The organism is Lelliottia sp. JS-SCA-14, assembly GCF_035593345.1.
In the GTDB taxonomy this organism is placed as follows: domain Bacteria; phylum Pseudomonadota; class Gammaproteobacteria; order Enterobacterales; family Enterobacteriaceae; genus Enterobacter; species Enterobacter wanjuensis.
The window spans coordinates 4,141,957-4,156,848 of the sequence record NZ_CP141606.1; the positions used below are offsets into that span (position 1 = coordinate 4,141,957).

The 14,892-nt window shown below is 56.6% G+C and carries 11 protein-coding genes; 7 read left to right on the forward strand and 4 right to left on the reverse strand.

Annotation, left to right across the window (positions count from 1 at the left end; genetic code table 11):
* The first annotated feature begins 278 nt into the window (after positions 1 to 278).
* Complete coding sequence (locus U9O48_RS19305) at positions 279 to 1,448, forward strand: DNA repair protein (RefSeq protein WP_285145555.1); 1,170 nt, start codon at positions 279 to 281, stop codon at positions 1,446 to 1,448.
* On the opposite strand, the gene U9O48_RS19310 is transcribed toward U9O48_RS19305, so the two are convergent.
* Positions 1,449 to 2,213 carry a siderophore-interacting protein gene (locus U9O48_RS19310; protein WP_324723022.1) on the reverse strand — a complete coding sequence of 255 codons (765 nt, stop codon included), beginning with the start codon at positions 2,211 to 2,213 and terminating at the stop codon, positions 1,449 to 1,451.
* Positions 2,214 to 2,448: 235 nt separating this feature from the next.
* On the opposite strand from U9O48_RS19310, the gene U9O48_RS19315 reads away from it, so the two are divergent.
* A complete protein-coding gene (locus U9O48_RS19315) occupies positions 2,449 to 2,997 on the forward strand; it encodes a PadR family transcriptional regulator (RefSeq protein WP_324723023.1) in 549 nt (182 codons plus the stop codon).
* On the opposite strand, the gene U9O48_RS19320 is transcribed toward U9O48_RS19315, so the two are convergent.
* A complete protein-coding gene (locus tag U9O48_RS19320) occupies positions 2,994 to 4,553 on the reverse strand; it encodes a methyl-accepting chemotaxis protein (RefSeq protein WP_285148229.1) in 1,560 nt (519 codons plus the stop codon). The genes U9O48_RS19315 and U9O48_RS19320 overlap by 4 nt on opposite strands.
* A gap of 231 nt (positions 4,554 to 4,784) precedes the next feature.
* The gene (locus tag U9O48_RS19325) at positions 4,785 to 6,305 is read right to left on the reverse strand and encodes a PAS domain-containing methyl-accepting chemotaxis protein (protein WP_324723024.1); all 1,521 of its coding nucleotides are present in this window, start codon (positions 6,303 to 6,305) and stop codon (positions 4,785 to 4,787) included.
* A 435-nt stretch (positions 6,306 to 6,740) separates the two neighbouring features.
* Here U9O48_RS19325 and ygjG point away from each other — a divergent pair, with 435 nt between their 5' ends.
* A complete protein-coding gene (ygjG, locus tag U9O48_RS19330) occupies positions 6,741 to 8,120 on the forward strand; it encodes a putrescine aminotransferase (protein WP_282494259.1) in 1,380 nt (459 codons plus the stop codon).
* A gap of 69 nt (positions 8,121 to 8,189) precedes the next feature.
* On the opposite strand, the gene U9O48_RS19335 is transcribed toward ygjG, so the two are convergent.
* Positions 8,190 to 8,522, reverse strand: a complete 333-nt coding sequence (locus U9O48_RS19335) for a tRNA-binding protein (RefSeq protein ID WP_324723025.1) — start codon at positions 8,520 to 8,522, stop codon at positions 8,190 to 8,192.
* 136 nt (positions 8,523 to 8,658) lie between these two features.
* Between U9O48_RS19335 and ebgR the strand changes: the two genes are divergently transcribed.
* From ebgR to U9O48_RS19355, 4 genes are all read left to right on the forward strand, one after another.
* Complete coding sequence (gene ebgR / locus U9O48_RS19340; RefSeq protein ID WP_285153886.1) at positions 8,659 to 9,642, forward strand: transcriptional regulator EbgR; 984 nt, start codon at positions 8,659 to 8,661, stop codon at positions 9,640 to 9,642.
* Between the two features lie 218 nt (positions 9,643 to 9,860).
* Complete coding sequence (gene ebgA / locus U9O48_RS19345; RefSeq protein ID WP_324723027.1) at positions 9,861 to 12,920, forward strand: beta-galactosidase subunit alpha; 3,060 nt, start codon at positions 9,861 to 9,863, stop codon at positions 12,918 to 12,920.
* Positions 12,920 to 13,369, forward strand: coding sequence for a beta-galactosidase subunit beta (locus tag U9O48_RS19350; RefSeq protein WP_282494255.1), 450 nt, complete (start codon positions 12,920 to 12,922; stop codon positions 13,367 to 13,369). The genes ebgA and U9O48_RS19350 overlap by 1 nt, the downstream gene beginning before the upstream one ends.
* Positions 13,370 to 13,425: 56 nt before the next feature.
* Positions 13,426 to 14,874, forward strand: coding sequence for an amino acid permease (locus tag U9O48_RS19355; RefSeq protein WP_324723028.1), 1,449 nt, complete (start codon positions 13,426 to 13,428; stop codon positions 14,872 to 14,874).
* Positions 14,875 to 14,892: the final 18 nt, after the last annotated feature.

Genomic DNA, 14,892 nt, shown 5'->3' on the forward strand with positions numbered 1-14,892 from the left:
AACCTTTAGTAAACAAAGGTTTGCTATGGCCTGAAATTGATCGGAAATTCAAAGAGATTGTCAAGGTACCGGAAACCACATCACACACCCTTGAGCGCTTCCGATACATTCCTGAAGCATTGCATAAACCACACCCCCGAACCATTAACCCCCTCACAAACATCTAAAACTAAAGAAATCCCCCGTCGCGCCGATCATCATCCGTGTGTATTATTTCCTGTAGCTCTTACCACAACTAACCTTAACTCAAATACTTAAGCGCTAAAGCGAAAGGCATCATGAGCACACCGATCAAGCGGCTAGAAATTATTAAAAATGCCATTGAACTGGAAGATGACGACATCATCGACAGCCAGCTGGCACGGCTGAAAAGTGAAGCGTTTGACGATGAGCTACAGGCGATCGTCGCGGCGCTTGAGAATAAAAATTACACCGCAGCGATAAAAGCCATCACCGCCTGGCTGCAGAGTCAGCGCTCACTGACGCAGTGGCGCGATCCGCAGGTGGCCGCCAGCAAGCTGGAGCTGCGAGCGCTGGAAGAGCGTCTGCGCGATCTGATTGACCGCCGCAACGCCCGCGTGCAGCAGCTCGATGAGTTCAACGATCTCTATTTCTCCCGCCTCGGCCCTTTGATGTCGCAAATCCTTCAACTGCGTAAAACGCTGGCGGAGCTGAATCTGCGCCGTCAGCAGGCGGAGGCGCGTCGTCGCGAAGAGGATTATCGTCGCTGCCAGCAATATATGGCGCAGGCCGTTGAAGTGCTGACGACGCTCACGCAGCGCTGGCGCGCGCTGCCTGCCGATTCGGTGCAGGCTGCCGACGCGCGTAAACATCTGCAGCAGCAGAGCGATCTGATTGCCAATCTGCTGGCCGAAGCGCAAGAGCTCGAAATGGGCTTAACGCGCGAAGAAGAGCCGGCGCGTCAGGCGCGGGACGAGGCCAACGAAGAGTATGAGAAATATCGCGAGCAGCACCACGATGCCGAAGTACGTCTGCGCAAAGGCAAGGACTTGTCGGAAGAGGATCAGAACGAGCTGAAACGGCTCTGGCGTCAGGCCAGCAAGCTCTGCCATCCGGATCTGGTGGCGGACGATCTGAAAGAAGAAGCCAACACCATGATGGTGCAGCTCAATCAGGCCAAACAGCGCGGAGATGTGAAAGCTATCCGTTCACTGGTGGCGCGTCTGCAGCAGGGCTTTGAACCCCTGATGGCAAGCGATCGCCTGAACGATCTGGAACGTATTCGCAAAAAGATGGCGCAGGTACGCGAGCAAATCGACACATTAGTGAACGAACTGGCGGAGCTGGAAAAAGAGGAGTCGTGGCTGTTGGTCTCCTCGCTGAGCAATATGGAGTCCTATTTTGCCCAGCAGGAGAAAGCGCTGCACGACGTGCGCGCTGCGCTCGAAAATCAGGTGAACGAAGCGCAGCTCGACGAAGTGGCTTGATTACTTCGCGTGCCAGTACGCGCTGGCACGCACTAGCTGCGGGTCAATCGCGTCCGTCTCAAACTGGCGGCTCAGGTTTTTGACCACCTTCCCTTCCCCAGTCAGCCAGATAAAGTAATCTTCGGCAGGCACACTCACTTCAGCCAGACGATCCACCACCGCCTGCTCGCTGTGCCCGACAATCCAGGTGATGTTGAAATCACTCAGATGCGCCAGATAGTCCTTGTAAGATTCTTCACCGACGGTCACCACCGCGCGGATCTCCGGGCGAACCGGCAGTTGCGCGATCGCCTCCAGTCGACGACGCAGCGCAGGCATCCCGGACTCATCACACACGTACAGCTGCCACGCATAATCTTCCGGCACCACCAGAGATCCGCGCGGGCCGCCGATGGTCAGCTTATCGCCCTCTTTCGCCTGCACCGCCCACTGGCTTGCGACACCGCCATCGTGCACGAAGAAATCGAGCACCAGTTCGTGGCGCGCGTCGTCGTACAGCGGCGTGTAGTCACGCGCCATCGGGCGCACACCGTCGCCCCAGTCGATGCCTTCGTCGGTCACCACCGGCGGGACAAAAGTTGCGCCCGGAGCCGGGAAAAAGACTTTGGTATGGTCGTCAAAACCCTGTGAGTTGAAGCCCTCCAGCGCCTCGCCGCCTAAGACGATGCGTTGAAAGCCAGCAGTGACACGCTCAACGCGGAGCACGGTCAGCTCGCGAAAGCGCAGTTCATTGCGTACACGTTGTGGGTAGCGGGTTGATCTCATTTTTCTGCCTTCGTGATGTGAATACGATATATCTAAATAAATTTTAAATGATAATGATTGCTAACAAAGGAGATTGCAAGTCTTTTTTTGATATACCAAACCCAGCACATTCCAGAGCATGAGAATAAATAATAAAACCATTAATTTCAATCAACTAAAACATAATCAGCAAACGGCATTGCTAAAAAGAGACATTTAGATATAAATTAGATATATCAAATTAAGGAGAAAACCTATGCGACATTCACACGACGATTTCGATCGCGGCCACCATCATCATGGCCGCGGCGGAGAGCACCACGGCGGGGGCGGCGGGCGCCGTCAGCGCTTCTTCGGCCACGGCGAATTACGCCTGGTGATTCTGGAGATCCTGACCCGCAACGCCAGCCACGGCTATGAGCTGATCAAAGAGATTGAGAGCATGACCCAGGGGAATTACACCCCCAGTCCTGGCGTGATCTACCCGACCCTCGATTTCCTGCAGGATCAGTCATTTATTACCATTTCGGAAGAGGAAGGCGGGCGCAGAAAGATTGCGATCACCGTAGCCGGGCAGCAGTGGCTGGACGAAAATCAGGAACATCTGGAGCACATTCAGGCGCGCATTACAGCACGCTGCGTCGGCTTCCAGCTGCGTAAAAACCCGCAGATGAAGCGGGCTCTGGATAACTTCAAAGCGGTTCTGGACCTGAAAGTGAATCAGGGAGAGTTAAGCGACGCGCAGCTTAAACAGATCATCGGCGTGATCGACCGCGCGGCGCTGGATATCTCCCAGCTGGATTAAGCCAGCGCATCCTCGCTCACGCGGAACACTTTGACTAACTCTTTCAGGTGCATGGCCTGATCGTTAAGCGACGCCGCTGCCGCAACCGACTCCTCCACCAGCGCAGAGTTCTGCTGGGTGGTGGAGTCAATCAGGCCAATCGCGCTGTTAATCTGCGAGATGCCCTGCGTCTGCTCGTGGCTGGCCTGACGAATCTCCTGTAAAATCACATCCATCTCTTCGACGTTCCCGACCATACCGTTAATCAGCCCGCTGGCTTTTTCCACCAGCGTCATCCCGTCCTGCGCCTGGAGGGTTGAGTTTTCGATCAACTGGCGGATTTCGCGGGCTGAGGAGGCACTTTTTTGCGCCAGCTGGCGTACTTCACCTGCCACCACCGCAAAACCTCGTCCGTGCTCACCGGCGCGCGCGGCCTCAACCGCCGCATTGAGTGCCAGAATATTGGTCTGGAAGGCAATGGTGTCGATCAGGTTGATGATGTCCGACATGCGATGAGTCGTGTCATTAATCAGGCGCATTTTCTGCGTCACCTGCATCATCATCTCGCCGTTATTTTTGACCGCACTCGCGGCATCGGCGGACAAATTCGTCGCGTCTCCCGTATGGGCAGCCGTGTTTTTCACCGTCACGGTGATCTGCTCCATTGAGGCTGCAGTCTGCTCCACGGAGCTGGCCTGCGCTTCGGTGCGCGCCGCCAGATCCTGATTCCCCGCCACAATTTGCGCCGCCGCGCTGGAGATGTTTTCAGAGCCGGACTGTACCCGCTGCACAATATCCAGCAGGCGGGTTTTCATCTCCATCAGCGCAGAGAGCAGTTGCCCGGTCTCGTCCTGGCTGTGAGTGGTGATATTGCGGGTCAGATCGCCGTCGGCAATGGCTTTGGCAAACGAGACCGCCTCGCCCAGCGGACGAGTAATGGAACGCACGATCAACCAGCCGATCGCACTGCCGATCACCACGCTAAACGCGGTCAGGGTCATCATCCACATGCGGTTGCTGCTGGAATCCTCCTCCACCAGCGCGCCTGCGTTCTGCATCTCGGTATTTTGTACCGCGATCAGCTCCTGCACTTTGTCTTTGTAAGTCTGCTGCACCTCGACGGTTTTGGTCATCATCTCCCGAATCGCCCCCTCCCGGTCGTGGTTTTGCACCGCTTTGAGAATGCGAAAACGGGAATCCAGATATTGCTGACGTACGTCGCGAAACTCCGCCAGGATCTGTACGGATTTGGGATCGTGCAAAGTATTCGTCAATTCTTTATAAATGACGCTGATATGCGCGCTGATCTCTTTCAGGCGCTCCTGCGACTGCCCGGTATATTGGCCTTTTTCGTCGAGCAGCATCAGTTGCTGGATGCTGACAAATTCCTGGAATGAATCAATTAATTCATTGGCTTTCACCGTCGCGGGGTAATCATGGGTGAGAATAGATTTCATCTCATTATTTCCCCGGCTCAACCCCACGAGCGACAGGCTGGCGCTCAGCACCATCAACACCATTAAAAAGCCAAAACCCAAAAATAATTTTTTCCCGATCTTCACGTTATGCAAGAACATCGCTACACCATTAATGTGGTTATTTCTTAGATACTCAGCGTTATCGGATATTGGCGCGGTAACTTTATTAATAGAATAAATAATTTCACCAACACTATTACAATATATAAGCCACATGAATTAATGATGTTTAGATTTAATTTAACATCAATAAATACCGCGTATTTATTAATAAAAAAAGCCCGCTTATTCGTGCCGAAATAAGCGGGCTGGTTCCTGAATCTTACTGACTCAGTGGAGAACCGTCACCGCATCTTCAAGACGTCCGGCGCGGTGCTTCACCATCGCCGAGACGCGAGCGCTCTCTTCCACCAGATCGGCGTTTTTCTGCGTGATGTCGTCCAGTTCGGCCACCGCGCGGGTCAGGTCCGACAGCCCGGTTGCCTGCTCGGATGTCGAGTGGCTTATCTGGGCAATCAGGCGCGTCACGTTTTGCACCTGCTCGACAATATCATCCATCGTACGCCCGGCGGCGTGAACCTGATCCGACCCCGACCGCACCTTGCTGGCGCTGGCATCAATCAACTTACGAATATCGTTCGCGGCGCTGGCGCTGCGGCTTGCCAGATGGCGCACCTCTCCGGCCACCACGGCAAAGCCTTTACCCTGCTCGCCCGCGCGCGCCGCTTCCACCGCCGCGTTCAGCGCCAGGATATTGGTCTGGAAGGCGATGTCGTTGATAAGTTTGGTGATGGAGCCAATGCGCTGGGTACTGTCGGCAATATCATCCATGGTTTTGACGACGGTCTGCATCGCGTGACCGCCTTCCGCTGCCGCGCCGCTCGCCACGATTGAGAGTTTATCGGCCGCCGCTGCGGTTTCAGAGTTACTCTGCACCGACGCCGCCATCTGATTCATGGTGCTCACGGTCTGCTGCACATTCGCCACCGTCTGACGGGTGCGATCGTTGAGATCTTCATTGCCCTTCGCCAGTCGGTCGCTACCATCGCGCACACTCACCACCTGGCTGGAAACATCATTGATCAGCCAGCGGCACATCAGCCCCAGCTGTCCGACCGAACGCAGGGTCAGCCCCAGCTCGTCGCTGCGGTTCAGATGATCGACGCTGTTGCGCTCGCCGGTCGCCACTTTGAGGGCCTGGCGCGCCACATTCTCTATCGGACGGACGATTTGCTGCTCGAACAGAACGGTGCCCAGCAGCATCACCAGGGCGCTCACGCCCAGTGCGGCCCAGCTCGCATTTGTCGCAATAAGGGTGGCCGCCAGCACCGCAAACAGCACCGCCATCACGCCACGCACCCGCCAGCGCAGCGGCATCGCCGGTAATTTCCCGAGCCAGCCCTTACTCACCACCAGCCCTTTATGGACGCGCTTCCTGCAGCGCCCCTCGTTCAGGGCTTGATAGAGCGGCTCCACCGCCGCGATCTCCTCCGCCGTCGCCCGGGTACGAATCGACATGTAGCCCGTCACCTCGCCGCCGCGCACCATCGGCACGGCGTTTGCGCGCACCCAGTAGTGGTCGCCATTCTTACGGCGGTTTTTCACAATCCCGCTCCAGGGTTCGCCCTGTTTCAGGGTGTACCACATATCGGCAAAGGCCGCTTTCGGCATATCCGGATGGCGCACCAGGTTGTGCGGCTGGCCCAGCAGTTCATTGAGTTGGTAGCCACTCACTTTCACGAAAGTGTCGTTGGTGTGGGTCATGTGGCTGTGGAGATCGGTGGTGGACATGAGGGTGGTATCGTCGTTCAGAGGATAGTCATTCTGAGTGACATACGGTTGAGCGGACATGATGGGCATCCCTTGCAGGTTATTTGAATGTTAATTTTGTGGGTTTATCTCTTTTCGGCGGTAAATAATTTATCTTTAGTTGTTAAATCCGATCGAGATCGCAAATTGCAGTTAAACCGCACTTTTTGTACGCATTTCTAATTGATTGATTTCAAATACTTTCATGAAGAAATTACCCACAAAGCCTGACCTGTTAACGCCTCCTTAAGTAGCACGCCTCGCACCACGCCGGTGCAATTGACGTTTTTCCGGGCATCTGCCACGCACTAAAGCCCACCGGCAAAGCTGAGAACCCTCCTTCCGGCACGATTAAATTTTGCGCAACATTATTTTAACCTGGCGTTTATCCCGATTTTCGTTAAGTCACCGGAAGTGGCGTAATCCCTGCAATAATTAATTCAGTATCATGTGATACGCGATCCCCCGGAGCTCATTTTGAACAGGTTACCTTCCAGCGCCTCGGCTCTCGCCTGTACCGCGCACGCACTGAATCTCATCGAAAAGCGAACGCTTGACCATGAGGAGATGAAACAACTTAACCGAGAGGTGATTGACTACTTTAAAGAGCATGTGAATCCAGGGTTTTTAGAGTACCGAAAATCTGTTACCGCTGGCGGGGATTACGGAGCCGTAGAGTGGCAAGCGGGAAGTCTGAATACGCTTGTCGACACCCAGGGACAGGAGTTTATTGATTGCCTGGGTGGTTTTGGAATTTTCAACGTGGGGCACCGTAATCCAACTGTGGTTTCCGCCGTACAGAATCAACTCGCGAAACAACCCCTTCACAGCCAGGAACTGCTCGACCCGCTTCGCGCGATGCTGGCGAAGACGCTGGCGGCCTTAACGCCTGGCAAACTGAAATACAGCTTCTTCTGCAATAGCGGCACGGAATCGGTCGAAGCGGCGCTGAAACTCGCCAAAGCGTACCAGTCGCCGCGCGGCAAATTCACCTTTATTGCCACCACCGGCGCGTTCCACGGGAAATCCCTTGGCGCACTGTCGGCGACAGCAAAATCGACCTTCCGCAAACCCTTTATGCCGCTGCTGCCGGGCTTTCGCCACGTGCCGTTCGGCGATATCAACGCGATGCGCACCGTACTCACCGAGTGCCGGAAAACCGGTGACGACGTGGCGGCGGTGATCCTCGAGCCGATTCAGGGCGAAGGCGGGGTGATCCTGCCGCCGCAGGGCTATCTGCCTGCGGTGCGTAAGCTGTGCGATGAGTTTGGCGCGCTGCTGATCCTCGACGAAGTGCAAACGGGGATGGGCCGCACCGGGAAGATGTTTGCCTGCGAACACGAGAACGTGCAGCCGGACATTCTCTGTCTGGCGAAAGCCCTCGGCGGCGGCGTGATGCCGATTGGCGCGACCGTTGCCACCGAAGAGGTGTTCTCGGTGCTGTTCGATAATCCGTTCCTGCACACCACCACTTTTGGCGGCAACCCGCTGGCCTGTGCGGCCGCACTGGCAACCATCAACGTGCTGCTGGAGCAGAACTTACCGGCTCAGGCTGAGCAGAAAGGCGATATGTTGCTGGACGGCTTCCTGCAGCTTGGCCGTGAATACCCGGATCTGGTGCAGGACGCACGCGGGAAAGGGATGCTGATGGCGATCGAGTTTGTGGATAACGAAATCGGCTACAACTTCGCGAGCGAGATGTTCCGCCAGCGGGTGTTAGTGGCCGGGACGTTGAACAACTCGAAAACCATTCGTATCGAACCCCCGCTGACGCTGACCATTGAGCAGTGCGAGACCGTGCTGAAAGCGGCCCGTAAGGCGCTGGCGGCGATGAGGGTGAGTGTGGAAGAGGCATAAGTGCCACCATCCGGCCTACGTGAGTGTGGTTTCGTAGGCCGGATAAGCGCAGCGCCATCCGGCTTTTTTTTAAACGATACGCACGCCTGACGGCATCACCCGCTCCGCCGTCAACAATACGCTTTCGCTGCCGTCTTCAGTTTCGGCGCATAGCAACATGCATTCCGACACTTCCCCGCGCATTTTGGCCTTTTCCAGATTACACAGCACCACCACCGATTTCCCCAGCAGCTCCTCCTCCGTGTAATAAGGCACCAGGCTGGTGACGGTCTGCAACTGGCGCTCGCCAATATCAATCTGCACGATGTACAGCTTATCGGCATTCGCGTGGCGCTTAACGTCGATAATTTTCCCGGTGCGCATCTCCAGGCGGGCAAAATCTCCGTACGAAACCTTTTCCATGATAACCCCTCAAGTAAATATTTAGTAAAATTATCACAGCATAAGCGGCGCTGGCGATCAACGGATTTTTACTAAACAGGCGGGATTCATTACAATGGCGGAAGACTCAATTTTAACTCCCGCGCTGAGGGGCCCCATGGCAACACTGAAAGATATCGCAAAGGAAGCGGGCGTGTCGCAGGCCACCGTGTCGCGCATTCTGAACGACGACCGGACGCTGAACGTCAAAGAGGAGACCCGTCACCGGATCCTCGAAATCGCTGAAAAACTGGAATATCGCGGGAGCAGCGCGCGCAAAAGCCTGGTCCAGCACGACGCCTGTCACCACGTGCTGGCGCTCTACAGCTACCGTCAGGAGCTGGAAATCAACGACCCCTACTATCTGGCCATCCGCCACGGCATTGAAACTCAATGCGAAAAGCTGAATATCGGCCTGACGAATTGCTATGAAAATCAGGGGCTGCCGGAGATCAGCAAGGTCAGCGGGATCCTGATTGTCGGCAAACCGGCAGAGCAGATGCGCCAGGCGGCAGAAGCCCTGAGCGACAATATTTGCTTCATCGATTTTCACGAGGCGGGTTCCGCTTTTGACTCGGTGGATATCGACCTGGTGCGCATCAGCAAAGAGGTGATCGACTTCTTCGCCGCACAGGGCGTACAGCGCATCGGCTTTATCGGCGGGGAAGACGAGCCGGGCAAAGCGGACATCCGCGAAAAAGCGTTCGTCGAATATGGCCAGCTCAAAGGCGTGGTGTCGGAGAAAGACATCTGGCGCGGCGGCTTCTCCAGTTCGTCGGGCTATGAGCTGGCGACGAAGATGCTGGCGCAGGACGATTTCCCCGAAGCGCTGTTTGTCGCCTCGGATTCTATCGCCATCGGCGTGCTGCGGGCGATCCACGAGAAAGGGCTGACGATTCCGCAGGATATCAGCCTGATTAGCGTCAACGATATCCCCACCGCCCGCTTTACCTTCCCGCCGCTGACCACCGTGCGCATCCACTCGGAAATGATGGGCAGCCAGGGCGTGAACCTGCTGCTGGAAAAAGCGCGCGATGGCCGTGCGCTGCCGCTGCAGGTGTTTGTGCCGAGCCGGTTGAAGTTGCGTGGTACGACGCGTTAAACCCCATGCCCGGTGGCGGCTACGCCTTACCCGGCCTACAAAAACAACCATTCTCCTGTAGGCCGGGTAAGGCGCAGCCGCCACCCGGCAATTTCCCCGCTCTCCCCAAATCCCCTATTTTCGTGATCCGCTTAACTCATTTCAGTTTTACTGATTTTATTTAGTAAAATATTTACTAAACTCCCCTGCAATGATGTTTTAACCCGCAGGGAGATGAGATGAACCGCTGGGAGAATGTTCAACTGACGCACGAAAACCGGCTGCCGCCGCGCGCGTACTTTTTTGCTTATCAGGATATCGACCAGGCCCGCCGCTTTGCCCGAGAGGCCAGCAGCCATTTTCTGCTGCTGAGCGGCCAATGGACGTTCCGCTATTTCGACCATCCGCTGAAAGTGCCAGAGTCCTTCCCCCACCAGTTGATGAGCGACTGGGGCCAGATCGGCGTGCCGTCCATGTGGCAGCTGGAAGGCCACGGCAAGCTGCAATACACCGACGAAGGATTCCCCTTCCCGATTGACGTGCCGTTCGTGCCGAGCGCCAACCCGACCGGGGCCTATCAACGCCTGTTCACTCTCGGCGACAGCTGGAGCACGCGCCAGACGATTATCAAATTCGACGGCGTAGAGACCTATTTCGAAGTCTACATAAACGGCCACTACGTCGGCTTCAGCAAGGGCAGCCGCCTGACCGCTGAATTTGACGTTTCGCCTTACGTTCACGCGGGAGAAAACCTGCTGTGCGTCAAAGTGATGCAGTGGGCCGACTCCACCTACATCGAAGATCAGGATATGTGGTGGACGGCGGGGATCTTCCGCGACGTCTACCTGGTGGGCCGACCACTCACTCATATCGACGATTTCACCGTCACCACCACCTTTAACGACGACTACCGCGACGCCACCCTCGCCTGCCACGTCGAGCTGGAAAACCTGACTGCCCAGTCGGAAAACGTCACCCTCGAGGTTCAGCTTTTCGACGGCGAAAAGCGTCTGTATCAGGGCGAAACCCAAGCCAGCGTCGGGAAGCGTCAGACCGTTGATTTCAGCATCGACGTCAAACAACCAAAGCAGTGGTCTGCCGAAACGCCGCATCTCTATCACCTGCTGCTGATCATGAAAAACGCCGCAGGCGACACGCTGGAAGTGGTCCCGCAGCGCGTGGGCTTCCGCGATATCCAGGTGCGCGACGGCCTGATGCTGATCAACAACCGCTACGTGATGCTCCACGGCGTTAACCGCCACGATAACGATCATCGCAGAGGCCGCGCGGTGAGCATGGATCGCGTCGAAAAAGATCTGATCCTGATGAAGCGGCACAATATCAACTCGGTGCGCACCGCCCATTACCCAAACGATCCGCGCTTTTACGAGCTGTGCGATCTCTACGGCCTGTTTGTGATGGCGGAGACGGACGTCGAGTCCCACGGTTTTGCCAACGTCGGCGATCTGAGCCGCATCACCGACGATCCGACATGGGAACCGGTCTACGTTGAACGCATCGTGCGCCACGTGCAGGCGCAGAAAAACCATCCGTCGATCGTCATCTGGTCGCTCGGCAACGAGTCCGGCTACGGGTGCAACATCCGCTCGATGGCGAAAGCCTGCAAGGCGCTGGATCCCACCCGTCTGGTGCATTACGAAGAGGACCGCGACGCCGAAGTGGTGGACATCATCTCCACCATGTACACCCGCGTGCCGCTGATGAACGAGTTCGGCGAATTCCCGCACCCGAAACCGCGCATCATCTGCGAATACGCCCACGCCATGGGCAACGGCCCCGGCGGCTTAAGCGAATATCAGAACGTCTTTTATCGTCACGACTGTCTGCAGGGGCATTACGTCTGGGAGTGGTGCGATCACGGCATTCAGGCCCAGGACGCGGACGGCAAAACCTTCTACCAGTACGGCGGTGACTTTGGCGACTACCCGAATAACGCCAACTTCTGCCTCGACGGGCTGATCTACTCCGATCAAACGCCAGGCCCTGGCCTGCGGGAGTACAAGCAGGTGATCGCCCCGGTGAAAATTCACGCCGTCGATCTGGCGCGCGGCGAGCTGCGGGTCGAGAACAAACTGTGGTTCAGCACAGTCGACGACTACACCCTGCGGGTGGAGATCAAAGCCGAAGGCGAGTTGCTGAGCAGCCAGGTGTTGAAAGTGAGCGATTTAGCCCCGAACAGCGCCCGCACCGTTCAGATTACCGTCCCAGAGACAGACGGTCGCGAAAGCTGGGTCAACGTGTTCGTCAGCAAAGATTCCGCCACGCCCTACAGCGACGCGAATCACCCGATTGCACAGTATCAGTTTTCGCTGGCCCCGCGCACGCAGGTTGCGCAGCCGCTGGCCGTCAGCGCCACGCCGCTGATCGTTCACGATGAACGCCTGACCTGCACCGTCAGCGGACATAACTTCCGCATGCTGTTCTCAAAACTCAGCGGCAAGCTCACGTCGTGGCGGGTGAACGGTGAAGAGCTGATTGCCAAAGAGGGCAAAATCAATTTCTTCAAGCCGATGATTGATAACCACAAGCAGGAGTACGAAGGGCTGTGGGAACCGAATCATCTGCAGATCATGCAGGAGCATCTGCGCACCATTGAGATTTCCCGCGACGGCGATGACCTGGTGATGGAAACCCGCACCACCATCGCGCCGCCGGTGTTTGATTTCGGCATGCGCTGCACCTACCGCTGGCGCGTCACACCGGCGGGCGCACTGAGCGTCGTGCTGGCGGGCACTCCGTACGGGGACTACCCGCACATCATCCCGTGCATCGGCTTTACGCTCGGCATCAACGAAAGCCTCAACCAGGTGACGTACTACGGGCGCGGGCCGGGCGAGAACTACCCGGACAGCCAGCGGGCGAACCTGATCGACGTCTGGAAAAGCAACGTCGAGGCGATGTTCGAGAACTACCCGTTCCCGCAGAACAACGGCAACCGCCAGCAGGTACGCTGGGCGGCGCTAACCGGTCATAGCGGCCACGGCCTGCTCGTGGTGCCGCAACAGCCGATCCACTTCAGCGCCTGGCCGTACACCGCCGAGGCGATCCACGCCGCGCGCCACTGCAACGAACTCGAGCGCAGCGGGCACATCACGCTGAATCTTGACCACCAGCAACTGGGGCTGGGCTCTAACTCCTGGGGCAGCGAAGTGCTGGACAGCTGGCGCGTGCGCTTCCAGCCGTTCCGCTATGGCTTCACCCTGCTGCCGACACACGGCGATGTGCAGGCCCAGGCGTTTTCTCTCACTCCCGCAGCCGCCGAAAGCGAGGCCGAATAATGGATATTTTGAACAACCTGGAAGAGTTTACCCGCCGCTACCAGGGCGGTCGCAAATGGCAGCGCTGCGTGGAAGCGATACAGAACATCGACAACATTCGCCCCGGCGTGGCCCATTCGATTGGCGATTCGCTGAGCTATCGCCTGACCACCGACACCACCACCGACGCGCTGTTCCTCGGGCACAGACGATATTTCGACGTGCATTACTACCTGCAAGGGGCGCAAAAAATCGAGTTTGCCCCGAAGGCGCAATTACAGGTGGTGGAGTGCTACCGCGACGAAACCGACCGCGAGTTTCTCAAAGGCTGCGGCAACACGGTGGAGGTGCATGAAGGACAGATGGTGATCTGCGACATCGACGAAGCCTACCGTTTTATCAGCGACGGCGCGGTGAAAAAGGTCGTCCTGCGGGTGACCGTTGAAGACGGCTATTTCCATAACAAATAAAAAATCCGGCGGCGCCGATGTAGCGCCGCTATCCTCCCTGTACCTGGAGATTCGTTATGTCAGAGTCCACTGTTTCACAGTCCAAGCGTAATACCATCGGCAAGTTCGGCCTGCTGTCGCTGACCTTTGCCGCCGTTTTTAGCTTCAACAACGTCATCAACAATAATATCGAGCTGGGGCTGGCGTCCGCGCCAATGTTCTTCCTGGCGACGCTGTTCTACTTTATTCCGTTTTGTCTCATCATCGCCGAATTCGTCTCGCTGAATAAAAACTCCGAGGCGGGCGTATATGCGTGGGTGAAAAGTTCCCTCGGCGGGCGCTGGGCGTTTATTACCGCCTACACCTACTGGTTCGTGAATCTGTTCTTCTTCACCTCGTTATTACCGCGCGTTATTGCCTACGCCTCCTACGCTTTTCTCGGCTATGAGTACATTCTCACGCCGTTTGCCACCGTGGTGCTGAGTCTGGTGCTGTTTGCCTTTTCGACGTGGGTTTCGACCAACGGCGCGAAGATGCTCGGGCCGATCACCTCCGTCACTTCCACGCTGATGCTGCTCCTGACGATGTCCTATATTCTGCTGGCGGGCGCGGCGCTGGTCGGCGGCGTGCAGCCTGCGGATCCGATCACCGTCGAGGCGATGATCCCCAACTTTAACTGGGCATTCCTCGGAATAACCACCTGGATCTTCATGGCCGCGGGCGGTGCGGAATCTGTCGCCGTATACGTCAACGACGTGAAGGGCGGATCGAAGTCGTTCGTGAAAGTGATCATCCTCGCCGGGATCTTCATCGGCGTGCTCTATTCCATCTCCTCGGTGCTGATCAACGTCTTTATCAGCAGCAAAGAGCTGAAGTTCACCGGCGGTTCGGTGCAGGTGTTCCACGGTCTGGCGGTGTACTTCGGCCTGCCGGAAGTGCTGATGAACCGCTTTGTCGGCCTGGTCTCCTTTACCGCCATGTTCGGCTCTCTGCTGATGTGGACCGCCACGCCGGTGAAAATCTTCTTCTCGGAAATCCCGTCCGGCATTTTTGGGCCTAAAACCGTCGCCCTCAATGAGAACGGCGTTCCGGCGCGCGCGGCGTGGATCCAGTATCTGATCGTGATCCCGCTGATGATTATCCCGACCATGGGATCGAACACCGCGCAGGATCTGATGAACACGGTGATCAACATGACCGCCGCCGCCTCGATGCTGCCGCCGCTGTTTATCATGCTGGCCTACCTGAACCTGCGCCGCAAACTCGATCACCTGCCGCGTGATTTCAAAATGGGCTCACGCACCACGGGTACGGTCGTTGTGTCGATGCTGATTGTGATTTTCACCATTGGCTTTATCGCCTCCACCTTCCCGACGGGCGGCAATATTCTGACGATTGTGTTCTACAACGTCGGCGGCATCGTGATTTTCCTTGGCTTTGCGTGGTGGAAATACAGCAAATACATCAAGGGATTATCGCAAGACGAAAAAAAGATTGAAGCCGCTCCTGCTTCGACGGCCTCCTGATCACACCCGAAAAACAAA

What these genes read in the sequence shown, in the direction of transcription:
- U9O48_RS19350 (WP_282494255.1), top strand. Translation starts at nt 12,920, where the DNA reads ATGGATATTTTGAACAACCTGGAAGAGTTTACCCGCCGCTACCAGGGC.
- U9O48_RS19320 (WP_285148229.1), bottom strand. Translation starts at nt 4,553, where the DNA reads ATGTTCTTGCATAACGTGAAGATCGGGAAAAAATTATTTTTGGGTTTT.
- U9O48_RS19315 (WP_324723023.1), top strand. Translation starts at nt 2,449, where the DNA reads ATGCGACATTCACACGACGATTTCGATCGCGGCCACCATCATCATGGC.
- ebgR (WP_285153886.1), top strand. Translation starts at nt 8,659, where the DNA reads ATGGCAACACTGAAAGATATCGCAAAGGAAGCGGGCGTGTCGCAGGCC.
- U9O48_RS19325 (WP_324723024.1), bottom strand. Translation starts at nt 6,305, where the DNA reads ATGTCCGCTCAACCGTATGTCACTCAGAATGACTATCCTCTGAACGAC.
- U9O48_RS19310 (WP_324723022.1), bottom strand. Translation starts at nt 2,213, where the DNA reads ATGAGATCAACCCGCTACCCACAACGTGTACGCAATGAACTGCGCTTT.
- U9O48_RS19305 (WP_285145555.1), top strand. Translation starts at nt 279, where the DNA reads ATGAGCACACCGATCAAGCGGCTAGAAATTATTAAAAATGCCATTGAA.
- U9O48_RS19335 (WP_324723025.1), bottom strand. Translation starts at nt 8,522, where the DNA reads ATGGAAAAGGTTTCGTACGGAGATTTTGCCCGCCTGGAGATGCGCACC.
- ebgA (WP_324723027.1), top strand. Translation starts at nt 9,861, where the DNA reads ATGAACCGCTGGGAGAATGTTCAACTGACGCACGAAAACCGGCTGCCG.
- U9O48_RS19355 (WP_324723028.1), top strand. Translation starts at nt 13,426, where the DNA reads ATGTCAGAGTCCACTGTTTCACAGTCCAAGCGTAATACCATCGGCAAG.